At 66.1% G+C, this 24,149-nt stretch carries 20 protein-coding genes; 11 read left to right on the forward strand and 9 right to left on the reverse strand.

Annotated elements, in window-relative coordinates:
• Positions 1 to 79: 79 nt before the first annotated feature.
• The 3 genes from AC07O0_RS18650 to AC07O0_RS18660 are packed head-to-tail and all read left to right on the forward strand — an operon-like array spanning position 80 to position 3,935.
• Positions 80 to 2,314, forward strand: a complete 2,235-nt coding sequence (locus AC07O0_RS18650; protein ID WP_494625174.1) for a TonB-dependent receptor — start codon at positions 80 to 82, stop codon at positions 2,312 to 2,314.
• A gap of 2 nt (positions 2,315 to 2,316) precedes the next feature.
• The gene (locus AC07O0_RS18655; RefSeq protein ID WP_494625175.1) at positions 2,317 to 2,688 is read left to right on the forward strand and encodes a hypothetical protein; all 372 of its coding nucleotides are present in this window, start codon (positions 2,317 to 2,319) and stop codon (positions 2,686 to 2,688) included.
• On the forward strand, positions 2,685 to 3,935 hold the full coding sequence (locus AC07O0_RS18660; protein WP_494625176.1) for an MFS transporter: 1,251 nt from the start codon (positions 2,685 to 2,687) through the stop codon (positions 3,933 to 3,935). Before AC07O0_RS18655 ends, AC07O0_RS18660 begins: the two co-directional genes overlap by 4 nt.
• A gap of 22 nt (positions 3,936 to 3,957) precedes the next feature.
• Here AC07O0_RS18660 and AC07O0_RS18665 read toward each other — a convergent pair whose 3' ends face one another.
• On the reverse strand, positions 3,958 to 4,965 hold the full coding sequence (locus AC07O0_RS18665; protein ID WP_494625177.1) for a hypothetical protein: 1,008 nt from the start codon (positions 4,963 to 4,965) through the stop codon (positions 3,958 to 3,960).
• A gap of 82 nt (positions 4,966 to 5,047) precedes the next feature.
• Here AC07O0_RS18665 and AC07O0_RS18670 point away from each other — a divergent pair, with 82 nt between their 5' ends.
• The 3 genes from AC07O0_RS18670 (at position 5,048) to AC07O0_RS18680 (ending at position 9,105) form a co-directional block, all read left to right on the forward strand.
• Positions 5,048 to 7,327 (forward strand): DNA/RNA non-specific endonuclease, encoded by a 2,280-nt coding sequence (locus AC07O0_RS18670; protein WP_494625178.1) that lies wholly within the window; start codon positions 5,048 to 5,050, stop codon positions 7,325 to 7,327.
• 112 nt (positions 7,328 to 7,439) lie between these two features.
• Positions 7,440 to 7,997 (forward strand): LemA family protein, encoded by a 558-nt coding sequence (locus AC07O0_RS18675; RefSeq protein WP_494625179.1) that lies wholly within the window; start codon positions 7,440 to 7,442, stop codon positions 7,995 to 7,997.
• Between the two features lie 37 nt (positions 7,998 to 8,034).
• Entirely contained in the window at positions 8,035 to 9,105 is a 1,071-nt protein-coding gene (locus AC07O0_RS18680) for a M48 family metallopeptidase (protein WP_494625180.1), read from the forward strand.
• On the opposite strand, the gene AC07O0_RS18685 is transcribed toward AC07O0_RS18680, so the two are convergent.
• The gene (locus tag AC07O0_RS18685; RefSeq protein WP_494625181.1) at positions 9,102 to 9,710 is read right to left on the reverse strand and encodes a 2-hydroxychromene-2-carboxylate isomerase; all 609 of its coding nucleotides are present in this window, start codon (positions 9,708 to 9,710) and stop codon (positions 9,102 to 9,104) included. The two genes, AC07O0_RS18680 and AC07O0_RS18685, sit on opposite strands and share 4 nt — an antisense overlap.
• Before the next feature lie 205 nt (positions 9,711 to 9,915).
• On the opposite strand from AC07O0_RS18685, the gene AC07O0_RS18690 reads away from it, so the two are divergent.
• On the forward strand, positions 9,916 to 11,148 hold the full coding sequence (locus AC07O0_RS18690; RefSeq protein WP_494625182.1) for an argininosuccinate synthase: 1,233 nt from the start codon (positions 9,916 to 9,918) through the stop codon (positions 11,146 to 11,148).
• Positions 11,149 to 11,248: 100 nt separating this feature from the next.
• On the opposite strand, the gene AC07O0_RS18695 is transcribed toward AC07O0_RS18690, so the two are convergent.
• The 3 genes from AC07O0_RS18695 to AC07O0_RS18705 form a co-directional block, all read right to left on the reverse strand.
• Positions 11,249 to 13,102 carry a potassium transporter Kup gene (locus tag AC07O0_RS18695; protein ID WP_494625454.1) on the reverse strand — a complete coding sequence of 618 codons (1,854 nt, stop codon included), beginning with the start codon at positions 13,100 to 13,102 and terminating at the stop codon, positions 11,249 to 11,251.
• 213 nt (positions 13,103 to 13,315) lie between these two features.
• Positions 13,316 to 15,517 (reverse strand): esterase-like activity of phytase family protein, encoded by a 2,202-nt coding sequence (locus tag AC07O0_RS18700; protein ID WP_494625183.1) that lies wholly within the window; start codon positions 15,515 to 15,517, stop codon positions 13,316 to 13,318.
• 136 nt (positions 15,518 to 15,653) lie between these two features.
• Positions 15,654 to 16,076, reverse strand: coding sequence for a hypothetical protein (locus AC07O0_RS18705; RefSeq protein WP_494625184.1), 423 nt, complete (start codon positions 16,074 to 16,076; stop codon positions 15,654 to 15,656).
• Positions 16,077 to 16,210: 134 nt separating this feature from the next.
• Here AC07O0_RS18705 and AC07O0_RS18710 point away from each other — a divergent pair, with 134 nt between their 5' ends.
• Both AC07O0_RS18710 and AC07O0_RS18715 read left to right on the forward strand, forming a co-directional pair.
• Positions 16,211 to 17,035 (forward strand): helix-turn-helix domain-containing protein, encoded by an 825-nt coding sequence (locus AC07O0_RS18710; RefSeq protein WP_494625185.1) that lies wholly within the window; start codon positions 16,211 to 16,213, stop codon positions 17,033 to 17,035.
• Between the two features lie 89 nt (positions 17,036 to 17,124).
• Positions 17,125 to 17,316 carry a CsbD family protein gene (locus AC07O0_RS18715; protein WP_137881965.1) on the forward strand — a complete coding sequence of 64 codons (192 nt, stop codon included), beginning with the start codon at positions 17,125 to 17,127 and terminating at the stop codon, positions 17,314 to 17,316.
• A gap of 57 nt (positions 17,317 to 17,373) precedes the next feature.
• Here AC07O0_RS18715 and dnaJ read toward each other — a convergent pair whose 3' ends face one another.
• Both dnaJ and dnaK read right to left on the reverse strand, forming a co-directional pair.
• The gene (dnaJ, locus tag AC07O0_RS18720) at positions 17,374 to 18,504 is read right to left on the reverse strand and encodes a molecular chaperone DnaJ (protein WP_494625186.1); all 1,131 of its coding nucleotides are present in this window, start codon (positions 18,502 to 18,504) and stop codon (positions 17,374 to 17,376) included.
• Between the two features lie 132 nt (positions 18,505 to 18,636).
• Positions 18,637 to 20,559, reverse strand: coding sequence for a molecular chaperone DnaK (dnaK, locus tag AC07O0_RS18725; protein WP_494625187.1), 1,923 nt, complete (start codon positions 20,557 to 20,559; stop codon positions 18,637 to 18,639).
• Positions 20,560 to 21,020: 461 nt separating this feature from the next.
• Between dnaK and AC07O0_RS18730 the strand changes: the two genes are divergently transcribed.
• Positions 21,021 to 21,923 (forward strand): hypothetical protein, encoded by a 903-nt coding sequence (locus AC07O0_RS18730; protein WP_494625188.1) that lies wholly within the window; start codon positions 21,021 to 21,023, stop codon positions 21,921 to 21,923.
• A 9-nt stretch (positions 21,924 to 21,932) separates the two neighbouring features.
• On the opposite strand, the gene AC07O0_RS18735 is transcribed toward AC07O0_RS18730, so the two are convergent.
• Positions 21,933 to 22,838 (reverse strand): methylated-DNA--[protein]-cysteine S-methyltransferase, encoded by a 906-nt coding sequence (locus AC07O0_RS18735; protein ID WP_494625455.1) that lies wholly within the window; start codon positions 22,836 to 22,838, stop codon positions 21,933 to 21,935.
• 193 nt (positions 22,839 to 23,031) lie between these two features.
• Between AC07O0_RS18735 and AC07O0_RS18740 the strand changes: the two genes are divergently transcribed.
• Entirely contained in the window at positions 23,032 to 23,637 is a 606-nt protein-coding gene (locus AC07O0_RS18740) for a class I SAM-dependent DNA methyltransferase (protein ID WP_494625189.1), read from the forward strand.
• Positions 23,638 to 23,645: 8 nt separating this feature from the next.
• On the opposite strand, the gene AC07O0_RS18745 is transcribed toward AC07O0_RS18740, so the two are convergent.
• A complete protein-coding gene (locus AC07O0_RS18745; RefSeq protein ID WP_494625190.1) occupies positions 23,646 to 24,149 on the reverse strand; it encodes a hypothetical protein in 504 nt (167 codons plus the stop codon).

The raw sequence follows: 24,149 nt of genomic DNA on the forward strand, positions 1-24,149 counted from the left end.
ACAACTTCAGATCGAAAGACCCCAGGCGATACGCTCTCGCTCGGGAGACCGGTCCGGACCGACGACGACAGGTGTCTTCATGAGCAAGCGCGCTTCCCTCGCCATCAGCCTGCCGGCTCTGCTTTGCGCCTCGGCAGCGGTGGCGCAGTCGTCCCAGTCGCAGTCCAATGTGATCGATCTCGACACGATCACCGTCACGGCGGCGCGCACCGAGCGCAGCACGGCCGAGACGCCGCAATCGATCCAGGTGCTCGACCGGGCGCAGATCGAGGAGCAACTGAAGTTCAGCCCGAACGCCGCGGCGGCGCTCGGCAAGCTGGTGCCGGGCTACTCGATGTCGACGCAGACGGTGTCGAGCGCCTCGGAGAATTATCGCGGCCGCGACCTCCTGGTGCTGATCGACGGCGTGCCGATGAACACGCCGCTGCGCGACGTCTCGCGCATCCTCTCGCTGATCGACCTCAACACGGTCGAACGCATCGAGGTCGTCGCCGGCGCCTCCAGCCTGTACGGCGCCGGAGCGACCGGCGGCACGGTCAACTTCATCACCAAGACGCCAGCCGACGGCAGCAAGCCGCGGGTGACGGTCAACACCGCCGTGCGCGGCTTCACCCAGGCGCTCGGCCGCTCGCTGGCGCCTGAAGCCTCGCTCACCGTCTCCGGCAAGATCCCGAACGGCATCGATTACCTAATCTCCGGCAGCGCCCGCGGCGCCGGCCGCACCTATGATGGCGCCGGGCGCGAACTACCCTCGGACGGCCTGCTCGGCCAGGGCGGCGGCGACCGCTACAAGGCCGGCAACCTGCTCGCCAAGCTCGGCTACGATTTCGACGCCAGCAAGCGCATCGAATTGCAGGGCTCGCTGATCGCCTTCGACCAGGATCCGAAATACCTGACCAACTACGCCGCGCCCTTCGCCCGGCCGGACCGGACGCAGCTCTATACTGGCCAGAACGTCATCGAGGACACCAAGTCGGTCTCGCTGCGCTACAGCGACAGTGACTTCGCCCTCGGCAAGCTCAGTGTGCTCGGCTACTACAACGACATCAAGAAGCGCTTCAATTACTCGACCTTCTCCTACCCCTACAACAGCCAAGTCTACTACTCCTTCAACCCGGCTTCGCCGACGAGTCCGGACAACCAGACCACGCTCTATTCGCAGCGCGGCGGCGTGAACCTTACGATCGACACGCCGCTCGATCGCATTCTGCCCGGCGCCAAATTCACCTGGGGTGGCGATCTCAGCCAGGAGAAGACCTGGCAGACGCTGACCAATGGCCAGGACGTGTTCACGCCGCTGAAGCAGACGACGAGTGCCGCCTTCGGCCAATTGCAGATCCCGATCGGCGAGCGGATCACCCTGCGTGGCGGCCTGCGCTACGAGTACTTCTCACTGGATGTCAGCGATTATGTCCGCCCGGCCGCCTATGCCGCCGTCGCCGCCAACAACGCCCAGGGCTTCCAGAGCTTCGTGCTGCCGGCGCTCAACGTCACCGGCGGCAAGTTCGACTACAAGGCCTGGACCGGCAATCTCGGCGCGACGGTCAAGCTCTCCGAGAGCAGCGAGGTCTTCGGCGGCTTCTCGCAGGGCTTCGCATTGCCGGATGTCGGCGCCTTCACCCGGCGCGCCGGCATCTCGACCGCCTTCGCCTGCCCGGTCGCGGCCCCGAACTGCCTGCCAGCGAGCCGACTCAGCATCAGCTATGCCTCGATCGCGCCGGAAGCCCAGATCGTCAACAATTACGAACTCGGCATCCGCGGCAGCCACGGCATCTTCAAGGGCTCGCTGACCGGCTTCATCAGCACCTCCGGCAAGGGCGTGACCTTCGACCAGGCGAGCAACACGATCTCGCAGCAAAAGGAGCGGATCTGGGGCGTCGAGGCGACCGGCGACGTCGCCGTCACCGAGCAGTTCACCCTCGGTACAGTCCTCTCCTATCGCGAGGGCCGCTACGACACCAATGGCGACCGCAAGCTCGACAGCGCCCTGCCGAACAACCGGATCGGCTCGCCCTATCGCGGCATGCTCTATGGCAGCTACCGCTTCACCAACGGCATGCAGCTCCGCCTCGAGGGCGAGGCCTTCTCCGACCGCGACGTCGCGACCGATCTGCGCGGCACCCGCAACAGGCTGAAGGGCGCGGCGACCATGAACGTCGCCTTCACCGCGCCGGTGCTCGAGGGCGAGGCCTATGTCGCGGTCAACAACCTGTTCGATCGCAACTACCAGAATCCGACCGCGACCTCGGTGCGCAACCTCGCCAACTATGCCTGGGGCCGCACCGTGACGCTCGGCTTCCGCAAGACCTTCTGACCATGGTCAGCCTCGACAGCGACGCCGACGGCATCGTGACGCTGCGTTTCGCGCCGCCCTATGCCGACGATGACGAGCGCGCCTATCTCGATGCGCTGGCCGAGCTCGGCCGGCGGCAGGAGCCTTTCCTCCTGCTCACCGTCTTCGGCGGCGGCCGCAAGCTGTCGCAGGCCGGCGAGCGCGAGCAGGCGCTCTGGTTCAAGCGGACACGGGCCCAGTTCGGCACGCTCTGCGGCGCCTGCGCCATCGTGCGCCCGGGCGCGACTGAGGCGATGGCCGATGTCTTCCGCCGGCTCTGGCCCTTCCCGATCAGCCTGGAGACCGACGAGGCGGCGGGGCGCGCCTTCCTGCTGAAGCACCGGAGAGCGGCATGAGCGCGAGCGAGGCGACGATCGGCGCGGCACCGGCGAGCAATGCGGCACGCTACCGGCTCTTCGCGGTGCTCGGCGGCCTGTATCTCGCGCAGGCGATCCCGTCCTATCTCTTCGTCGCGGCGCTGCCGCCGATCATGCGCGAGGCCGGCGTCTCGCGCACTGCCATCGGTTCTATGAGCATTCTGCTCCTGCCGCTGGTGATCAAATTCGTCTGGGCTCCCTGGATCGACCGGATCAGGCCGTTCGCGCGGGCGCACCGCGCCGGCTGGGTCTTCATCACCCAGACCGGCACGATCCTGTGCATCCTCGCTTTGATCGCGGTCGGGCCGCTCGATGTCGGCAAGATCATCGCGATCGGCTTCGCCGCCTCGCTGCTGATCTCGACGCAGGACATCGCCACCGACGGCTATGCCGCGAAATACCTGCCTGAAGCCGACCGCGCCATCGGCAACGCCATCCAGGGCGGCTCGATCGCCTTCGGCGTCGTCATCGGCGGCACGCTCGGCCTCGTCCTGCACCATCATATCGGCTGGACCGGCATGCTTGTCACCATCGCCGCGATCTCGCTCTTGCCGCTCGTCGCGGCGGCGATGATGCGCGAGGGCGATCCGACGCCGGGCGAGGCGGCGAAACGCCCCTCGATCCGCGCCTTCCTCCGTCGGCCGGAAGCACGGCAGATCCTCTGGATCGCACTGATCTACCGGGCCAGCGAGGGCCTGGTGAAGGCGATGGAGGGCTCCTACCTCGTCGACGCCGGCGTGCCGCTCAACCAGATCGGCTATCTCTCCGGGATATCGGCGACGACGGCGGGCCTCGCCGGCTCGGCCATCGCCGCCTGGCTGGTCAAGCGCCGGGGCATCGCCTTCGTGCTGGCGCTGCTCGGGGCGGCGCGCACGCTCTGCTTCCTGCTCTTCGCCTGCCATGCGCTCGGAGCCGTCGTCGGCGCCTGGCCCTTGTTCGGCGCCGCCGGCTTCCAGACGCTGATCCGCTATATGGAGATCGTCGCGCTCTATTCGCTGTTCATGGCGGTGACGACCTCGGACCAGCCGGGCACCGACTTCACCATCCTCGCCTGCGCGCAATTGCTGGTCTATCTCGCCGGCTCGATGCTGGCCGGCAAGCTCGCCGATACGTTGGGCTACGGCGCGCTGTTCTCGCTTGCCACCGCGATCTCGGCGGTCGCGGTGATCGCGACCGTCAGGATGATCGCACAGGCCGGAGCCATCGCACCAGGAAAAGCTGCCTGAACGTAATTGCGGGCGCAGGACCTCACACGCCGGCTTTGGCCAGGGTCGCTCTGAAGACCTTCGCCACCTTCTTGAAGCCGGCATCGGTCGGATGAATCTCATCCGCCCAATCTGGCAGCTTCAATGTGTTCCTGACATCGGCGACGTGGACGAACGTCTTTGTGGAATCGCCAGCGACACGCAGCAGCATGTCGTAGAGCGCATCGATCAGGATACGGATGATCTCGCGCTGCAGGTCGACGTCGAGGATCTTCTTCGCCTTCATGGCGCTGCCGAGCCATTTGTCCTGCTTCGCCCAGATCGGATCGCGCTTGTCGCCGTCGAAGCCGCCCGGAATCGCATAGTCGTAGCCGTGGATGATGATCGGCAGTTTCGCGAAATCCGAATCCTTCCGCACCGTGGCGACGACGGAGCGGTAGGCCTGCTCGAGGAATTGCAGGATCTTCGACAGGCGCGCCTGATCGATGTGCCAGGCAGCACCCTGCCCCTTCTTGTACGGCTTCAGCAGCGTCGCCAGCACCGGATTACCCAGCTCATCCTCGCCGATCACATCATTGCCGGCGGCGGAGAACAGGAAAGCCCGGACCTTGCGCTTCTTCATGCGCAGAAGACCGTTCTTCATGTACTCGGCATCGCCATAGACCATGTTCTGGGCGGTATCGCCGGCCGCATCCAGGCTCCAGATCAGATGGTCGCTGCCGAGCTGGTCGATGACATCCGCGAGCAGGAAGGGAAACTGGAACCAGCTGTCGCCCTCGGACACCAGGACCGGCAGCTTCTCGGTCTCGACCCTTTGCCGAAAGGTCTGCTCGCGCCGCCAGCGGGCGACACCATTGGCCCAGTTGAGCGCGCTCTCGATCTCGAAGCGTGCCTCGGGACCAAGCTCCACGGCCGTCGGATTCGGCCTGATGGCGGGATCGAACGGGCCGCTGTCAGCGGGCACGGCCTTGAGGTAGCGGGCGATTTCATGATCCGGAACAGCCGGATCCATCAGCTTGGCGCGAAACTCCTCATACGAGATTTTGGCCATGGCGCTCTTCCTTCCCTTGCGTCATACATATATCATTAATTGCACATCCTACTATCGCATAAGAATAATTGCATAAGCATGCTTGCTGGAAGCTGAGCTTCCCATGGCCGGGAGGGGGCGCCAAATGCTGTCGAAAGAAGAGCAGAAGTCCGCGCTGGAAGCTGCCACGCGCTGGCGCGAGCGCGCAACGCCCCGCAAACGTCAGGTCGAGGCTGCCGAGCAAGGCAAATATACCAAGGCGGATACCGCCGAGCGACTGAAGCGACGGATGGAGCGGCTGAAAGCGCTCGTCGCAGCCCGCATGCAACGCGGCGCCGCCGCCGACGACGAGAGTGCCCGCGAGGCGATCTCGGTGCCGGCGCTGACGGCAGCCGATGTCACCGACGAAGCCGTCGAACGCGTGATCGGCGAGACGCGCGACTTCCTGTCGATCGAATATTTCGAACGTGGCCTGCAGGCCGCGGCCTGCGTCGGGCGGGTCATGACCGACGGCGCGATCAACGGAACCGGCTTTCTCGTCGGCCCTGGGATAATACTCACCAATTGGCATGTGCTCGGGGACGCCAAGACCGCGAAGCGCAGCTATTTCGAGCTCGATTACGAAGCCAACACCTTTGGCACGCCGAAGATCGCGCAGGGCTTCGACCTCGATCCGGACGAGTTCTTCATGGTGGACGAGGAACATGACTTCGCGCTCTGCGCGGTCAAAGGCACCTCGCAGAACGGCAAGGCCCTGGCTAGTTATGGCCACCTCGCGCTGATCGCCGAGGAGGGCAAGATCACGATCGGCGAACCCGTCAATGTGATCCAGCATCCGAAGGGCCGCTTCAAGCAGATCGCAATCCGCAACTCACGGCTGCTCGACCTGTTCGAAGGCGCCGCCGACACGCGCTTCTTCCACTATGATGCCGACACCGAGAAAGGCTCGTCGGGCAGCCCGGTGTTCAACGATCAATGGGAGGTCGTGGCGCTGCATCATCAGTCGGTGCCGAAGACCAACCCCGACGGCAAGCTCGTCGATGAGAAGGGCAAGGTGCTCAGCGCCAACGACGAGGACAGGATCGTCTGGATCGGCAATGAGGGGATCAGGACCTCCCGCCTGGTCAAGACGATCGGCGCGCTCCCGGTCGCCAGCGCACAGCAGGATCAGCGGCGCAAGGACCTGCTGGCGCTTTGGCTGGCGCAGAGCCCGCCGGGCTCGGAGTCGGGGGCGGCGGAATCGGCGCCGCCTCCGCCGCCGAACCCGCCACCGGCTCCGCCATACGCAGCACCGGTGGCGCCCCGCCGCCCGCCGCCGCCCGAACCGCCACCGGCTTCACGCGAGGCGCCCATGACCTTGGCGGCCTCGATCGTGCTGCCGCTCAGGATCGATATCTCGATCGACGGCTATGCCAAGGAGACATCGTCGAGCGTCGGTCCCGCCGCCAATTTCATGGAATCGGCGCGCCCCGACCCGGGCGACCCGGACTATCGCCACCGGCCAGGCTATATCCGCGACTTCCTCGGCTTCGAGGTGCCGCTGCCGCAGCTCGTCGACGCCCGGCACGGACCTCTGCTCGCCGTCGGCAACGATCCCACCGGCGAGCTGAGATATCATCATTTCAGCGTGCTGATGAACGCAAGGCGCCGCCTGGCCTATGTCGCCGCCGGCAATCTCGACGCCTCGGCGCCATTTCAGCACAAGCGCGAAAAGGGCTCGGAAAACTGGTTCTTCGACCCACGCATCCAGCAACGGCTGCAGGCCGGCGGCGTCTATTACGCCTCCAACCCCCTCGACAGGGGCCATCTCGTCCGCCGCGACGACACGGCCTGGGGAGCCAGCGCCGCCGAGGCGAAGCTCGCCAACGATGATACCTTCCACTGGACCAATTGCTCTCCGCAGCACGAGATCTTCAATCAGTCGTCGCTCGCCAAGAGCCGCGGGCTGAAGCTGTGGGGAACCCTCGAGAATGCGGTCAGTGCGCTCGCCCCTGGATACGGCTCCAAGCTGAACGTCTTCAACGGCCCGATCTTCAACGACGAGGACAAGCCGTATGGACAGGACTTCTTCATACCGGCGGCGTTCTGGAAGGTGATCATCGTCAAGGGCGACGATAAGAAGCCGCACGCCCTCGCCTTCATGCTGAGCCAGGCCGAACAGCTGAGCACTCTGGTGACCGAGCGCTTCGCACCCGCCGAGCTTGCGGACTTCGAGGCTGCCCAGGTGCCCGTCGCTCGGTTGACGACGTTGACGGGCCTGGATTTCGGAACCGTGGAAGCATGGGACCCGTTGCGGTCGTCAACCGGAGCGGCAGCCCCGGAATCGAATCTCCGCGCGCGGCCCGCCATCCTGCTCAAAGACGAGGGATCGATCCGGTTCTGATCACAGGCGCAAAGCATGCGCTCGGCCCAAACAGACCGCGTCGAGCACCTTCCCTACCGTCGCCCTTCATGCGAGGTTGCCGGCGAGATCGCCTAAGCCGAAGGAGAACGCCATGGGTTGGGTCGTCCTTGGATTGATCGTCGTCGTCGTGGTCTGGCTGATCATGACCTATAACGGCCTCGTCGCGATGCGCCAGCGCGTCAACCAGGCCTTCGCCGACATCGACGTGCAATTGAAGCAGCGCCACGACCTGATCCCGAACCTGGTCGAGACCGTGAAGGGCTATGCCAGCCACGAGAAGGAGACCTTCGACGCGGTGATCAAGGCGCGCAATCAGGCCCAGGCTGCCGCCGGACCGCACGACCAGGCCGTGGCCGAGCAGCAATTAACGGGTGCGGTCGGCCGCCTGCTGGCGCTGGGCGAGGCCTATCCGGACCTGAAGGCGAGCGCGAACTTCCAGCAGCTCCAGCAGGATCTCGGCAATGTCGAGGACAAGCTGGCGGCAGCGCGGCGCTTCTTCAACAACGCGGTCAGCGAGTTCAACGCGGCGATCCAGGCCTTCCCGGCCGTGTTCTTCGCGCCGCAAATGGGCTTCAGCCCGCGCGAATTCTTCGATGTCGGCGAAGAGACGCGGGCGCAGATCGAAGTCGCACCGACCGTGAAGTTCTGAGCACGCCCGCAACGGGCGTCATAACGGAGCTGCGGCGATGCCGGGGGAAGCCTTCGGGCTCTACACCCATCAGCGCAACAACCGGACCCGGTCGATCGCCCTGATCATCGGGCTCTTCCTGATGGTCTATCTGACCGCCTGGGGCATGATGCTGGTCGGCTACGGCTATGTCGGCGTGCCGCGCGGGCGCACGGTACTGAGCTTCGTCAACCAGCGCTTCTGGTCCTGGCTGCCCTTCATCACGCTCGGCACGGCGGCCTGGGTCTTCATCGGCTTCAGGATCAACGTCGCGCTGATCGAGGCGGTCTCGGGCGCCGAGGGCGTGACGCGGGAAGCCCAGCCCAAGCTCTACCGGATGCTGGAGAACCTCTGCATCTCGCGGGGCATGGTCACGCCGAAGCTCGCCATCATCCAGAGCGACGCGCTCAACGCCTTCGCCAGCGGCGTCAACGACAAGCAGTTCACGGTGACGCTGACCACCGGGCTGATCGAGCAGCTCAACGACGCCGAGATCGAAGCTGTCATCGCCCATGAGCTGACCCATATCCGCAATGGCGACGTCAGGCTGATGGTGATCGCCGTAGTGATCGCCGGCATCATCTCCTTCGTCGGCGAGGTGCTGTTCCGCAATCTCGGGCGGGTGCGGATCTCCTCGGACGGCGACAAGAAGGGCAGCGTCTTCGCGATCATCCTCGGCTTCGCGGTGATCGCCGTCGCCTGGCTGCTCGCCGTGCTGATCCGATTGTCGCTGTCGCGGGCCCGCGAATACCTCGCCGATGCCGGTGCGGTGGAGCTGACCAAGAACCCGGACGCGATGATCTCGGCGCTGCTCAAGATCTCGGGACGAGCCGACATCGACAATGTCCCGTCGGGCGTGATGGACATGTGCTTCGAGAACGACCCGGACGATTTCGCCGACCTGTTCTCGACCCACCCTTCCGTCACCAAGCGCGTGCAGGCACTGGTGCAAACCGCCGGCGGGCGCCTGCCGCCGGAAGCGCCGCCCGGCCCTCCGAAGATCAGCGAGCGCCAGACATTGCCCGAGATCGCCGAGACCTCCGCCGCACACGGGCCATGGTCGCGGCCGGCGCCACCGGCGGGCGGCTAGCGCCCGTCTCGGGCCCAGGTGAGCGCCTCTTCCAGCCGGTCATCGCCCCAGAACAATTCGCCGTCGCCGGTGACGAAGGTCGGCGCGCCGAAGATCCCCAGCGATTTGGCCAGCTCGGTCTCGGCCTTGAGCCGGCCCTTGACCTCCTCGCTGCGCGAGGCGGGAAAAGCACTCGCAGGATCGGCCCCGGCTTCGCGCAGGGCCGCGCTCAGCACCGCCTCCTCGGCGATATTGCGCCCTTCGCAGAATTGGGCACGAAACAGCGCCTTGGAGAAGACCGGCAGCCAGCCGGCCTCGCGCCCGGCCAGAGCGAGCCGCGCGGCAACGAGGGAGTTCTGCGGGAAGACCTCGGGGCGGACGATGGCGAAGCCGTTGCGGCCGGCACGGCGCGCCACGTCACGCCACATATAGCGGCCCTTGTTCGGGTAAAGATTGAAGGGGGAGCTGGTCCAGCCCTGGGCGGCGAAGATCGGCCCGAGCAGGAAGGGCCGCCAGCGCACCGCCACGCCGGCAGCGTCCGCCATCTCTTCGATCCGCAGGGCGCTGAGGCAGGAATAGGTCGACGCGAACTCGTACCAGAAATCCAGAACAGGACGATTCGGCATCTGACCCCCAACCAGCAACACATCACTCCGCCCGCAGTGCGGGCGGCAACCCATCAGCGGAAGACGCCAGATCGATCAGAAGGTTCCGATTGCGTCGCCCCGAACCCTGCGATAGTGCCCGGTTACGTCCGAAATGCGGCCGGCAAGATCGCATTCTCTACTCCAGGCACGAGCCCCCGTGCCGCCACTGCAGGAAGACCAGTCCATGGCCGACAAGCGCGTGAACAAGGTCGTGCTCGCCTATTCCGGCGGGCTCGACACCTCGATCATCCTGAAGTGGCTGCAGACCACCTATAATTGCGAGGTCGTGACCTTCACCGCCGATCTCGGCCAGGGCGAAGAGCTGGAGCCGGCCCGCCAGAAGGCGCTGCTGCTCGGCATCAAGCCGGAGAACATCTTCATCGAGGACCTGCGCGAGGAATTCGTCCGCGACTATGTCTTCCCGATGTTCCGGGCCAACGCCGTCTATGAGGGCGTCTATCTGCTCGGCACCTCGATCGCCCGCCCGCTGATCGCCAAGAAGCTGATCGAGATCGCCGAGAAGGTCGGCGGCGACGCCGTCTCGCATGGCGCGACCGGCAAGGGCAACGACCAGGTCCGCTTCGAACTGACCGCCTATGCGCTGAAGCCCGACGTGCACGTGATCGCGCCCTGGCGTGAATGGGATCTGCGCTCGCGCGAGCAATTGATCGCCTTCGCCGAGCAGCACCAGATCCCGATCGCCAAGGACAAGCGCGGCGAGGCGCCGTTCTCGATCGACGCCAACCTGCTGCACGTCTCCTCGGAGGGGAAGGTGCTGGAAGACCCGGCGCAGGAGGTTCCGGACTACGTCTTCTCGCGCACCGTCTCGCCCGAGGACGCGCCGGACAAGCCGACCGTGATCTCGATCGACTTCGCCAAGGGCGATGCGGTCGCGATCGACGGCGTCCAGCTCTCGCCGGCCAAGCTGCTCACCAGGCTCAACGAACTCGGCCGCGACAACGGCATCGGCCGGCTCGATCTGGTCGAGAACCGCTTCGTCGGCATGAAGAGCCGCGGCATGTACGAGACGCCCGGCGGCACGATCCTCGCCGTCGCGCACCGCGCCATCGAGTCGATCACGCTCGACCGCGGCGCCGCCCATCTCAAGGATCAGCTCATGCCGCAATATGCCGAGCTGATCTATAACGGCTTCTGGTTCTCGCCGGAGCGCGAGATGCTGCAGGCGCTGATCGACAAGAGCCAGGAGTTCGTCGCCGGCCAGGTGCGGCTCAAGCTCTACAAGGGCGGCGTCCACGTCATCGGCCGCTCCAGCCCCTATTCGCTCTACGATCAGGACCTCGTCACCTTCGAGGAAGGCGCCGTCGCCTACGACCATCGCGACGCCGCCGGCTTCATCAAGCTCAACGCGCTGCGCCTGCGCACGCTCGGCCAGCGCAAGAAGAAGCTGGGACTGTAAGGCTCGACCTTCCGGTGTCGCCTCGTCATTCCGGCGTTCGGCTGGAATGACGAGACGTCCCGATCCGACCGGTGATGATCACCGGCCGCTTCTGCAGCGATCAGATCTCGATCTCCACCCCGACCTCCACGACCTGCTTGGCCGGGATATGGAAATGGGCGGCGGAACGCTCGGCGTTGCGCTGCATGAAGGCGAAGAGCGCCTCGCGCCACATCGCCATTCCCGCAATCTCCTCGCGCGGGATGACGGTCTCGCGCCCGATATAATACGACATCTCACCGAGATCGACGCCCGGCAGCAGGCCGCGCTCGACACCGCAACGCAGGCCGTTCGGGATGTGCGGCGTCTCCATGAAGCCGAAATGCAGGATGACGCGCGTAACGCTGGGCGCGAGCTCGATCACCTCGACCCGGTCCTCATCGGGTACGCGCGGAATCTCTTCCAGCTTGCCGGTCACCAGAAGAATGCGCTCGTGCAAAGCGTGGTTGTGACGGACGAAATGCGTGAGCGAGAGCGGGAGCCCGCGCGCGGCCGAGGCCAGGAAGGCGGCCGTTCCCGGCAGGCGTAGTGGCGGCTTCGTCGCCAGCATGTCCAGGAACTCCTTCTCCGGCTCGCGCTGGCGAGCGCGCGCCGCCTCCACCAAAGCGAGGCCACGCCGCCAGGTCAGCATGATCACCGTCAGCGCCAGTGCCAGGACCAGCGGATACCAGCCGCCTTCGTGCAGCTTCGGCAGGTTCGCCGCGAAGAAGGTGAGATCGATGAGCAGGAAGAAGCCGTTGACCGCTACGACGAGGATCGGATTGAAGCCCCATTTCAACGCGATCAGCGCCGCCAGCCCGGTGGTGATGGCCATCAGCAGGGAAACGGCGATGCCATAGGCGCCGGCCAGGGCCTCGGACGAGCGGAAGGCGAAGACCGACGTCAGGGTCGCGAGGCAAATCAGCCAGTTGACGATCGGGATGTAGATCTGGCCCTGCTGGTCATGGGCCGTGTGCTTGATGCGGACGGCCGGGAACAGCCCAAGCTGCACGGCCTGACGGGTCAGCGAAAAGGCGCCCGTCAGGATCGACTGCGAGGCGATGACGGCGGCCGCTGTGGCGAAGACGATCAGCGGATAGTGCGCCCAGTCCGGGGCGAGCTGATAGAACGGATTCTCGATTGCCTCCGGATGGATCAGCAGCAGAGCGCCCTGGCCGAAATAATTCAGCATCAGCGCCGGCAGCACGACTGCGAACCAGGCGAGGCGGATCGTCTTCGGGCCGAAATGGCCCATATCCGCATACATCGCCTCGCCACCGGTCACGGCCAGGAAGGTCGCCCCGAGCACGGCGAAACCGACGACCGGCGCAGTATGGGTGATGAAATAGAGGGCGTTGAACGGATTGATCGCAGACAGGATGCCCGGCGCCATCAGGATGCCCCGGATGCCGAGCAGCGCCAGAGCGAGGAACCAGAGCAGCATGATCGGCCCGAACAGCCGGCCGATGAAGCCGGTGCCCTTGCTCTGGACCAGGAAGAGGCAGAACAGGATCGCGGCAGTCAACGGAACGACCGCCGGCGCCAGGAACGGTGCATCGACCTTGAGGCCTTCGATGGCGCTGAGCACGGAAATCGCCGGCGTGATGGCGCCGTCGCCATAGAGCAAGGCGGCGCCGACGAGCCCGACGACGAGGACATAGGCGCGTGGTGTGCCGGGCTTCGCGTGACGCGCCTTGAGCAGAGCCAGCATCGCCATGATGCCGCCTTCGCCGCGATTGTCGGCCCGCATGATCAGCAGCGAATATTTGATCGAGATGATCAGGATCAAAGCCCACAGGATCATCGAGACGCAGCCGACCACAGCTCCTGGCTGCAAGGTGCCCCCAGCGCTCGCAGCCCGGACCGCTTCCTTGAGTGCATAGAGCGGGCTGGTGCCGATGTCGCCGTAGACGACGCCGAGGGCGCCGAGCGTCAAAGCCGGGATGGAGCCATGGTGCTCGCCATGAGAGGGCGAGCTGCTCTGTGACAGAACCCCTTGGGTCATGCGCCGCCTCCCCTTTTGCAGGAGTAGGGCACGCAGCGGCAGCGACAGCAAGGCTGGAGCAGCGGGATTACGCTGCGGAGCAGAAATACCCAAAGAGGTCGACAGGCCGGCGAGGAGCACTCGCCGGCCTCTTGTTGCGTCGTCTTACTTCGCAAGCTTCCCGAAGGCGAAGAACTGGGTCTCGCCGGAGGAATCGTCGACGCCGTCATTATCGGTGACGACGAAGAGGCTGCCTTCCTTGTCGACCGCCATGCCCTCGACCTTGTCGAGCCCGTAGCCGCCGAGCTTCATCAGCTCCGGCGTCAGGTCGCGCAGCAGCTTCTTCTCGACGGTCGGGATCTCCGAAGAGCCGAACGGCGCCGGCTTCAGACCCTTGACCGAGAAGGTCGCGAGCGTCTTCACCGCCTTGGCGCCGAACTGATTGTCGCGCTCGATCACGGCGAAGCTGTCGTCGCCGAGATAGGTCAGTTCGGAGAGGCCCATCCAGGCGCCGGCGGCGGGCGTCGTCAGCGGGTAGTAGAGAATGCCCCAGCTCTTGGTGAAAGGCTTGTAGGTCAGGATCTTGACCTTGCCCTTGGGGTCGTCCTTCCACTCGCGCTGCACGGCGATCCAGACCGTCTCGTCCTGGCCGGTGCCGGTGACGGCGACGCCCTCATAGCCCTGGTTGGTCGCCTTGGCGGCGAACTCCTCCGGCAGGGCGATCTCCTCCTCGATCTCGCCTTTGGCCGAGGCGCGCAGCAGGAGGTTCCCCGTCGGCTTCTCCTTGCGTTCCGGCGCGCCTTCCGAAGCCAGCCAGAAACCGCCGCCCGGACGGGTCGCGATCCCCTCGAGGTCATACGAAGCGGGCTTGCCGTCCTTGGTCACGGTGATCGCGCCGGTGATCGTCGCCGGCTTCTTGGTCGCGTCGATCTCGAGGATGCGCGAGGGCGTATAGGCGCTGTCGGTGATGCTGAAGAGCCGGCCCGGCAGCTCCGGATGGGCGGCAAGGCCCGAGAGCGCGCCCCAGCCGAGCGGAACGCCGTCGACATCGGCCGAGGCGATGGTCGGATAGCTGGCCGGAGCTTCGCTACGCTCATAGATCGTCACGGCCGAGCGCGCGCCGCCCTTGTCCCCTAGATCGGCTTCCGAGGCGGAGACGAAGAGATTGCGCTGCGGGATGGCGAGCAGGCCTTCGGGCGCGATGCCGCCCGGCAGCGCCTGCAGATAGCGCGGTGGCCGGCCCGGCCCCTCATCCTTGAAGACGAGCACGAGCGAGGCGCGCTCCAGCCCGACGAAGAGCAGGCGCTCGCCATTATAGGTGCCGACCTCGATGCCCTCTGGCTCGCTGCCCTTGGCGGCCGAACGGCGCTCGGGATAGTGGCCGAGACGGATGGCGATGTGGTCGACCATATTGCCGGAGTCGAATTCGACGGTGCCGTCCTTGCGGAAGATCGTGAAGCCGCGCGAGCCGCCCTTCCAGTCACCCTCATTGGCGGTGACGAAGCGATCATTGTCGAGCCAGCGCACCGCGTCGGGTTCTCGCGCCAGGCCCTTCAGCTCCTCGACCGGCTTGATCTCACCGTCCCGGGTCTTGTCGATGCCCTTGAGGTCGACGGTGCCGGCCGGGAAATGCGCGACGAGTTTGCCGGTCTTCGTATCGACCACGGCGATGTGATTGTTCTCCTGCAGCGTCACCACAGCGAGGCCGTCGAGGTTGACATCGACGAATTCCGGCTCCGGATCGGTCGGCTCGACGGCGGCGATGCCGGTGAGGTCGACGACCTGCTTCGTGGCGCAATCGGCCTGCCCATCCTTGAGACCGATCAGCGTGAGATTGCCGCCCGGAAGCTGCGGCAGGTCGCCCTTGTTCAGCTTCTCGTCGCGCTCGTTCTCGATGACGATGGCGAGCTTGCCCTTGTCCTTGGTCAGCGTGATCGAATCGGGCTGGCCACCGAGCTCGCATTTGGCCACGACCTGCTTCGTCTTCAGATCGATGGTGGCGAGGTGGCCGGCCGGCTCCTTGAAGTTGTCGCCGGAGCTGACGACGACGGCGAAGGCGCGCTCGCCGAGGATGACCACCGAGGTCGGCTCGCCGCCGACCGGGACGAAGCCGGCGGGCTTGGGCGCGTTGGCGGTGGTGATGTCGATCAGGCCAATCGCCTTCTGCTCAGCGTCAGTATAGGCGAGCAGGGTCCCGGCCTCGTTGGCGGCGATGATCTCGGACACCGTCTTCTTCGACGGATCGCGATCAGACGGGAGGTTCAGCGGCACCTGGAAGGTGGCGATGCGGTTGAAGTTCGGCTCGGCCAGCGCCGTGCCGCCGGCGAGGAGCGTCGCGAGAGCCGCAAGGACGAGGGGTTTGCGCATGGGACGGTCCTGTTCCGCAGGGTGAGGAGGCAGGCCTTCCGGCTAGTGAGCACAGGCGACAGTTTCGTGACAAGCCGTCGCAAAGCGAACACCGCCGCGGGGGAGCCGCAGCGGCGTGATTGGAGAAAGGGGCTGGTCAGCGCAGCGTGGCTTCGGCTCCGGCGGTGTCGGAAACCGACTTCTTCAGGCCGATCACTTCGAGCTCGGTAACGACGGCGACTGCCGCGGCCTGGGCCAGGACGAAGGCGATGCCGAGCGTGGTCGGCGCAAACCAGCCGGCGACCAGGATCAGCACGCTATCGGCGATCCAGAGGATGTTGACGCCGATCACCGCGTAGATTGCGAGCCGCGGCAGGCGCGCCCGGCTGGCGAAGAACGCCAGCACGGCAGCGCAAGGCAGCAGCACGAGGCCGGCGCCGCGCAGGAATTCCGCCGGAAAACCGAGAAGCCCGGAGAGCGCGCCGGCGCCGACGCTGAGCAGCAGACCGGTCGCGGCGCAGGCAGCGGCATCGAGGGCGAGAGCATTGCGCAGGAAACGCGAGGACTGGATGAAGGCCATGGTCGTTCTCCGGTTCAGGCCCCGTCTTGTCCGGGGCGGTTGCTGATGGAGGCCATGCTGACGAAGCTCAGGCGGCTGGTCGATTAAGTGCGAGGTAATTGGAAGACAGCCCGGCCGCGGCTAGCTTGCCTGCCATGAACAAGCACCAGCAGCCCGCGATCGGGCATCTCATCCGCGACTGGCGCCAGCTGCGCCGGCTCAGCCAGCTCGACCTCGCGCTCGAAGCCGAGATCTCGCAGAAGCATCTCAGCTTCGTCGAGAGTGGCCGCTCGGTCCCGAGCCGTGACATGGTCCTGCTGCTCGCCGAGCATCTCGGCGTGCCGCTGCGCGAGCGCAACGCGCTCCTGCTCGCCGCCGGGTACGCACCGGTCTATCTCGAACGCTCGCTGGAGGATCCGAGCCTCCAGGCGGCGCGCAGCGCGATCGACCTCCTGCTCAAGGGGCACGAGCCCTACCCGGCCGTCGCCGTCGACCGGCATTGGACCCTGCTGGCGGCGAACGCGATGATTGCGCCGCTGCTGGCAGGGGTCGAGGATGCCGACCTGCTGCGCCCGCCGGTCAATGTGCTCCGGCTCAGCCTGCATCCACGCGGAATCGCGCCGGCGATCCTCAATCTCACCGAATGGCGCGGCCATCTCATCGCCCGGCTGCGCCAGCAGATCCGCGCCACCGCCGATCCGCTGCTCGCCGAGCTCCTGATGGAATTGTTGAGCTATCCCGTTCCGGCTACGCCCATGGCCAAGGGCAAAGCGCAGGAGGAGGCGGAGCCGCCGATCGTCGTGCCTCTGGAGCTGCGGCTGGGCGAGACCGTGCTGTCGCTGATCTCGACCACGACCGTGTTCGGCACGCCGGTCGACGTCACCCTGTCCGAGCTGGCGCTGGAGACCTTCTTTCCGGCCGACGAAGCGACAGGCCAGGCGCTGCGGGCGATCGCGGCGAGCGTTGCGCCCACCTCCTGACGGACGGAACCAAAGCCCGGCCGTGACGTTCTCCCATCCGAACCGGCGCCGAGGCGCCGATCACGGATCACTCTGAAAGGAAAACGTCCATGGGCAGCACGACCGACAAGATCAAGGGCCTGGCCAACGAGGCCGCCGGCAACGTCAAGCAGGCCGCCGGCAAGGCGCTGAACAAGCCCGGGCTTCAGGCCGAGGGCATCGCGCAGGAGCGCAAGGGCGAGGCCCAGCAGGCGGTCGGCAAGGCCAAGGACGCGGTCAAGAAAGTGATCGACAAGGCCTGACCTGCAGGTCGGCTCCGATCAAACAGAACGGGCGCCGCGAGGCGCCCGTTTTTCGTCTCAGGCGGAACCGCCGAGGCCGCCGAGGAAATCCTTGACCCGGCCGAAGAAGCCGGCGGTCTCGGGGTGGGTTGCGCCCGAGCTCTCGCGCTCGAACTCCATCAGCAGTTCGCGCTGGCGAGCGGTCAGCTTCTGCGGCGTCTCGACCAGGACCTGGATGTAGAGATCGCCCATCTCGCGCGAGCGCAGCACGCTCATGCCCTTGGCCTTGAGGCGGAACTGCTTGCCGGTCTGGGTGCCCTCGGGGATTTTCACCCGGGCCTTTTCACCGTTCAGCGTCGGCACCTCGATTTCGCCGCCGAGCGCGGCCGAAGTCAGGCCGATCGGCACGCGGCAGAACAGGTCGGCGCCGTCGCGCTGGAAGATGGCGTGCGGCTTGATCGAGAGGAAGATGTAGAGATCGCCCGCCGGGCCGCCGCGCAGGCCGGCCTCGCCCTCGCCGGCGAGGCGGATGCGGGTGCCGTCCTCGACACCGGCCGGGATGTTGACCGAGAGCGTGCGCTCGCGGGTGACGCGGCCGGCGCCCTGGCAGCCGGTGCAGGGATCGTCAATGATCTCGCCGCGGCCGTTGCAGGTCGGGCAGGTGCGCTCGACCGAGAAGAAGCCCTGGCTGGCGCGGACGCGGCCATGGCCGCCGCAGGTCGGACACTGGCGCGACTTCGAGCCGGCCTTGGCGCCGGTGCCGGAGCAGACCTCGCAGGTCACCGAGGTTGGGACCCGGATGGTCTCGTTCTTGCCGGCATAGGCCTCTTCGAGCCCGATCTCGAGATTATAGCGCAGATCGGCACCGCGCTCGCGTGAATTGGCGCCGCGCGGGCCACGGCCGCGGCCTTCGCCGAAGAAGGATTCGAAGATGTCGGACATGAAGTCCGACATGTCGGCCGGACCACCGCCTCCACCGCCATTGTCGAAGGCCTGGTGGCCATAGCGGTCATAGGCGGCGCGCTTCTGGCCGTCGGAGAGGACCTGATAGGCCTCGTTGATTTCCTTGAACTTGATCTCGGCCTGCTTGTCGCCCGGATTCTTGTCCGGGTGATGCTGCATGGCGAGCTTGCGGAAGGAGCCCTTGAGCTCGACTTCCGTCACAGTCCGGGAGACCCCGAGGATCTCGTAATAGTCGCGCTTCGACATTCAACCAGCTGCCCCTGCGCCGCCCCGCGCTTCCTGCGCGGGCCAGCGAGTCATGTCCTGCCGACGCCATCGCCTTAATGGAATGGCCGGGTCAAGCCCGGCCATCCCGTCACGACCGATGACGAGCGCGCTTTACGCGCTCTTCTTCTTGTCGCCCTTGTCGTCGCTGACGTCCTTGAAGTCGGCGTCGATGACGTCGTCCTTCTTCGGCTCCTCGGCAGCGGCGCCTTCGGGAGCATTCGCTTCGGCCTGGCTGGCGGCATACATCGCCTCGCCGAGCTTCATCGAAGCCTGCATCAGCTCGTTGGTGCGCGAGGAGATCGCCTCGGCATCCTCGCCGGTCAGCGCGGTCCGAAGCGCCTCGAGCGCGGTCTCGATCGCGCCCTTGTCGGCGGCCGAAACCTTGTCGCCATAGTCCTTCAGCGACTTCTCGGTCGAATGCACGAGGCTCTCGCCCTGATTCTTGGCCTCGACGAGCTCGCGACGCTTCTTGTCCTCGGCGGCGTTGGCCTCGGCGTCCTTGACCATCTTCTGGATCTCGGCCTCGGAGAGACCGCCGGAAGCCTGGATGCGGATCTGCTGTTCCTTGTTGGTGGCCTTGTCCTTCGCCGTCACCGAGACGATGCCGTTGGCGTCGATGTCGAAGGTCACCTCGATCTGCGGCATGCCGCGCGGCGCCGGCGGAATGCCCATCAGGTCGAACTGGCCGAGCAGCTTGTTGTCGGCCGCCATCTCGCGCTCGCCCTGGAAGACCCGGATCGTCACCGCGCCCTGGTTGTCCTCGGCGGTGGAGAAGACCTGGCTCTTCTTGGTCGGGATCGTGGTGTTGCGGTCGATCAGGCGCGTGAAGACACCACCCAGCGTCTCGATGCCGAGCGACAGCGGGGTCACGTCGAGCAGCAGCACGTCCTTGACGTCGCCCTGCAGCACGCCGGCCTGGATTGCGGCGCCGATGGCGACGACCTCGTCCGGGTTGACGCCCTTGTGCGGCTCCTTGCCGAAGAACTGCTTCACCACCTCCTGGACCTTCGGCATGCGGGTCATGCCGCCGACCAGGACGACTTCGTCGATCTGGCCCGCGGACAGGCCGGCATCCTTGAGCGCCTTGCGGCAGGGCTCGATGGTGCGCTGGATCAGGTCGTCGACCAGGCTCTCGAACTTGGCGCGCGAGAGCTTGATGGCGAGGTGCTTCGGACCAGAAGCATCCGCCGTGATGTAAGGCAGGTTGATCTCGGTCTGCGAGGCGCTCGACAGTTCGATCTTGGCCTTCTCGGCCGCTTCCTTCAGGCGCTGGAGAGCGAGCTTGTCCTTCTTCAGGTCGATGCCCTGCTCGCGCTTGAACTCATCCGCCAGGTACTCGACCAGGCGCATGTCGAAGTCCTCGCCGCCGAGGAAGGTGTCGCCATTGGTCGACTTCACCTCGAAGACGCCGTCGCCGATCTCGAGGACCGAGACGTCGAAGGTGCCGCCGCCGAGGTCATAGACCGCGATGGTGCCGGTCGACTTCTTGTCGAGGCCGTAGGCGAGCGCGGCCGCGGTCGGCTCGTTGATGATGCGCAACACCTCGAGGCCGGCGATGCGGCCGGCATCCTTGGTGGCCTGGCGCTGGGCGTCATTGAAATAGGCCGGGACGGTGATGACAGCCTGCGTGACCGGCTGGCCGAGATAGGCCTCCGCGGTCTCCTTCATCTTCGTCAGCGTGAAGGCGGAGATCTGCGAGGGCGAGTAATCCTTGCCGTCGGCCTCGACCCAGGCGTCGCCAGACGGAGCCTTCTTGATCTTGTAGGGGACGAGATCGATGTCCTTCTTGGTCATCGGATCGTCGAAGGTGCGCCCGATCAGGCGCTTGATGGCGAAGAAGGTGCGCTCCGGATTGGTGACCGCCTGGCGCTTCGCCGGCTGGCCGACCAGACGCTCGCCGTCATCCGTGATGGCGACGATCGAAGGCGTGGTGCGGGCGCCCTCGGAATTCTCGATGACCTTCGGCGTCGACCCTTCCATCACTGCAACGCAGGAATTGGTGGTTCCGAGGTCGATACCAATAACTTTACCCATGGATGGGATCCCTTTCGATTTAGCAGATCGCCGGAAGGCCGCGTCCAGGACGCCGTCCTCCGGCCCATGGCCCCGGATCGCCCCCACCTTCCGCGGCGAACGAACCCGGGATCTCCACGTCTGGCGGGCAAGTGACGGAACGGAGCCTTGGCTCCGGTCCGGCTTCGTCCGCCGGTTGCAACTAAAGATCGACCGGCCCTACGTTTCAGCGTTCGCACATCAGTGCTCGCGCCTGGCGCAATCCGGTCCCGATGGTCGGCAAAACCACCGCTTCGCGGCGTATATAGGGAGGGTGACGCCCTGCTTGCAAGGCACGGAGCCGGATTAAGAATCGGCTTTGAGCGGTGTCCTGCACAGAATTCGCCGGGGCTGACCATTCCGGATAAGTGTTGCGCGCATGCTCTTGCGCAGCGGGCGTAGCCATTCCATTCAGGAAGACCTTGCGCCAACAGGAAACAGCCGTGACGACGCTTCGCCGCCCGACTGCCCATCGCCTTGCCGCCGGCGCAGCGCTGGCCTGGCTCGGCCTTGTGGGCGGGGCGCTGGCGCAGCCGCTGCAACTTCCCGGCGCGCAACCCTTCAACCAGCCGGGCGCCCACCAATCGGCGCCGGCCTCGATGGGCAGCCCGGCGACGCCGCGTCCGCGCACCATGCCGGCCATCAAGATTCCCGGCGAAGACTCGATCCTCGGCAAGACCTTGCGCCGTAACGGCGGCTTCGGCGAAGCAACGCTCGAGAAGACCGGCAGCGGTTATGGCCTGAAGCTGCGCGCCGAGGGCTTCCAGTCCGGCAACCTGGTGGAGCCCTGCGCGATCTCCTTCGGTGACGCGGCCGTGCCGGTGACATCGCTCGGCAAGCCGGCGGGGCTGGCGCGCTACAAGCTCGAAGCGCCGGCCTGCCCGATCGTTTTCGACGTGCTCGACGGTGCCTTCCTGGTGGTGGAACCGGAGCAGCCCTGCGTGATCGAAGCTGCCGCCTGCCGCATCGATCCGCGAGGTGTGTGGGGGCCGGATGCGCGCAGCCTGCCCGCTCACGCCAAGGAGATCGAAGGCGAGCGCAGCAAGGCGGAGACGGCAGTCCGCGACGGCTTTCGGGCGCTCTCGGCCAAGGCTGACCTGCCGGAGCAGCGCGCCATCGCCCGCGAGCAGGCCGGTTTCTCCTCGGAACGCGAGCAGATCTGCCGCGAGTTCCAGCGCGAGGGCTCGCACGGCTTCTGCGGCGCCCGTATCACCGAGGCGCGCGCCGCCTCGATCCGGTCCCGTCTCGGCCTGCCCGAGCCGAAGCCCGAGACGGCAAAGCCGCGCCCGGCCACGGCGAAGCGGACACCCCCGCCCGCGGCGGCGCCCGCTCCAGCCATCCAATAGGCTCTGCTTTCAGGCAGCTTCTCCGCCCGAAACCTGCCCGGCTTCCCAGCCAAGGATGGCGCGCTTGCGCGTCAGCCCCCAATGGTAGCCGGTGAGCGCACCGGACTTGCCGATGACGCGGTGGCAAGGGACGACGAAGGAGATCGGGTTCTTGCCGACCGCCGCGCCGACCGCCCGGGCCGCGGAAGGCTTGCCGATATGGCCGGCGACGTCGCCATAGGTCGTGGCGCAGCCGACCGGGATGCGCAGCAGCGTCTCCCAGACGCGGACCTCGAAATCGGTGCCGATCAGCACGACCCGCAAAGGCGTCTGCGGCGACCAGCTGCCCGGCTCGAAGATGCGGCTGGCATAAGGCGCCGTCGCCTGCGGATCGAAGCGGTAATCCGCATGCGGCCAGCGCCGCATCATGTCGGCGAGCGCCTCCGCCCGGCCGCCGATGACCTTGCCACCGTCGAGGCTGTTCGAAACCCAGCCGAGACCGGCAAGGCCGCGCTCGGTCACCACGACCAGCGCCTCGCCGAAAGGCGACTGATGGAAGCCATAGGACATGCGCAAGCCCTCGCCACCGACCTTCCATTCGCCCGGCGACATCGCCTCATGGGTGACGAAGAGATCATGCAGGCGCCCCGGGCCGGAGAGCCCGACCTCGAAGCTGGTGTCGAGGATGCTGGCGGAGGAGGCCAGCAGACCCTTGGCGTTGTCGAGGGTGATCGCCTGCAGGAAGGCCTTGGGCGTCAGCCCGCACCAGCGCCGGAACAGGTGGTGCACGTCGGTCGGCGTCGCGCCGGCCGCATCGGCAATCGCCTCGATCGTCGGCTGCTGGCGCCAGTTATTGGTGATGTAGGAGAGGATGCGGCGCACCGTGTCGTAATCCGAGCCGGGCGCGGCCGCCGGGAAATCGGCCTCGGAGGGCATGGCTTCGGCGGCGCGGGCGAGCACGGCGTTGGAGACGGTGATCGGTTTCATCGCGGTTCTGACGTGAGCGTTCATCTTCCTGTCCTCGCGCTCTGATCTCTCATGCTCACGAAGCTAGTGATGTCAGCATGCGTCTCCCACCCGAAAGCTGACAAGCTCGTCTTCGCCATCAGGGGCGCTTAGAACTCCACATATGACCGATTCCGCCGACGCCATCGTCTCGCTCTACCAGCGCCATGCCGCCGCCTATGACCAACAGCGCGGCCGACAGCTGATGGAGGCGTGCTGGCTCGGCCGCTTGCTGTCGCTGCTGCCGGCAAATCCGCTGGTCCTCGATATCGGCTGCGGCATGGGCGAGCCGATTGCCCGGCATCTGATCGAGCGCGGTTGCGCGGTCACCGGCATCGATTCGTCGGAGCCGCTGATCGCGCTCTGCCGCGAGCGCTTCCCGCAGCGGTCCTGGCAGGTCGCCGACATGCGCGAACTCGCGCTCGGCCAGCGCTTCAACGGGCTGATTGCCTGGGACAGCTTCTTCCACCTGCGCCCTGACGATCAGCGGCGGATGTTCCCGCTTTTCCGGAAGCATGCGGCGAAAGGGGCCGCGCTGCTCCTCACCAGCGGGTCGACCGATGGCGAGGCGATCGGCAGCTTCGAGGGCGAGCCGCTCTACCATGCCAGCCTCGCCCCGGCGGAGTATCGCAGCCTCCTCGATGAGAACGGCTTTACCGTGGTCGAGCATGTCGTCGACGATCCCGAGTGCGGCGGCCATACGATCTGGCTGGCGCAGCAGCGGCGGTAAGAGGCTCGTCAAACGAACCGTTGCAGCTTCTCGCGCGTCAGACGCTGGTTGTTGCGATGCCATTCGTCGCTGGTGAAGAAGACCGGCGAAGTTTCGTCCCAGCCGCTGCAGCTGTAGTCCGATTGCTCGGCGAAGAAGGCGACGAACTCGTCGCGCGAACGCCATTCGGCGATAGCCTTGCCAGGGTGCCAGCCATCGTCGATCTCGCAGAGCTTGATGCCGTCTTCAGTGCGAATCAGGCCGTGGCCGCAATAGTCGCGATGGAATTCATGGATCAATCCCTCATCGACCTTGCAGGTCATCACGCGGTCCCAGACTTGCCCCGCCAGAACCGGGCCGAACAGGGCGCGATCGAGCTTGTCGCGCAGGATGAGGCCATAAGCCCGAACCGATTCCTCGCCGCCGTTCTGGCTTGGCAAAGAGCCACGCGGACCACGATTCGCTCGCACCGCCGCGACGATCACGACGATGATCACTGCCCATGCGATCAGCGGGATGATCGTCGCGGCCAT

Source organism: Allobosea sp. GW821-FHT10B12, from assembly GCF_059415545.1.

What these genes read in the sequence shown, in the direction of transcription:
- AC07O0_RS18650 (WP_494625174.1), top strand. Translation starts at nt 80, where the DNA reads ATGAGCAAGCGCGCTTCCCTCGCCATCAGCCTGCCGGCTCTGCTTTGC.
- AC07O0_RS18655 (WP_494625175.1), top strand. Translation starts at nt 2,317, where the DNA reads ATGGTCAGCCTCGACAGCGACGCCGACGGCATCGTGACGCTGCGTTTC.
- AC07O0_RS18660 (WP_494625176.1), top strand. Translation starts at nt 2,685, where the DNA reads ATGAGCGCGAGCGAGGCGACGATCGGCGCGGCACCGGCGAGCAATGCG.
- AC07O0_RS18665 (WP_494625177.1), bottom strand. Translation starts at nt 4,965, where the DNA reads ATGGCCAAAATCTCGTATGAGGAGTTTCGCGCCAAGCTGATGGATCCG.
- AC07O0_RS18675 (WP_494625179.1), top strand. Translation starts at nt 7,440, where the DNA reads ATGGGTTGGGTCGTCCTTGGATTGATCGTCGTCGTCGTGGTCTGGCTG.
- AC07O0_RS18680 (WP_494625180.1), top strand. Translation starts at nt 8,035, where the DNA reads ATGCCGGGGGAAGCCTTCGGGCTCTACACCCATCAGCGCAACAACCGG.
- AC07O0_RS18685 (WP_494625181.1), bottom strand. Translation starts at nt 9,710, where the DNA reads ATGCCGAATCGTCCTGTTCTGGATTTCTGGTACGAGTTCGCGTCGACC.
- AC07O0_RS18690 (WP_494625182.1), top strand. Translation starts at nt 9,916, where the DNA reads ATGGCCGACAAGCGCGTGAACAAGGTCGTGCTCGCCTATTCCGGCGGG.
- AC07O0_RS18700 (WP_494625183.1), bottom strand. Translation starts at nt 15,517, where the DNA reads ATGCGCAAACCCCTCGTCCTTGCGGCTCTCGCGACGCTCCTCGCCGGC.
- AC07O0_RS18705 (WP_494625184.1), bottom strand. Translation starts at nt 16,076, where the DNA reads ATGGCCTTCATCCAGTCCTCGCGTTTCCTGCGCAATGCTCTCGCCCTC.
- AC07O0_RS18710 (WP_494625185.1), top strand. Translation starts at nt 16,211, where the DNA reads ATGAACAAGCACCAGCAGCCCGCGATCGGGCATCTCATCCGCGACTGG.
- AC07O0_RS18715 (WP_137881965.1), top strand. Translation starts at nt 17,125, where the DNA reads ATGGGCAGCACGACCGACAAGATCAAGGGCCTGGCCAACGAGGCCGCC.
- dnaJ (WP_494625186.1), bottom strand. Translation starts at nt 18,504, where the DNA reads ATGTCGAAGCGCGACTATTACGAGATCCTCGGGGTCTCCCGGACTGTG.
- dnaK (WP_494625187.1), bottom strand. Translation starts at nt 20,559, where the DNA reads ATGGGTAAAGTTATTGGTATCGACCTCGGAACCACCAATTCCTGCGTT.
- AC07O0_RS18735 (WP_494625455.1), bottom strand. Translation starts at nt 22,838, where the DNA reads ATGCCCTCCGAGGCCGATTTCCCGGCGGCCGCGCCCGGCTCGGATTAC.
- AC07O0_RS18740 (WP_494625189.1), top strand. Translation starts at nt 23,032, where the DNA reads ATGACCGATTCCGCCGACGCCATCGTCTCGCTCTACCAGCGCCATGCC.
- AC07O0_RS18745 (WP_494625190.1), bottom strand. Translation starts at nt 24,149, where the DNA reads ATGGCCGCGACGATCATCCCGCTGATCGCATGGGCAGTGATCATCGTC.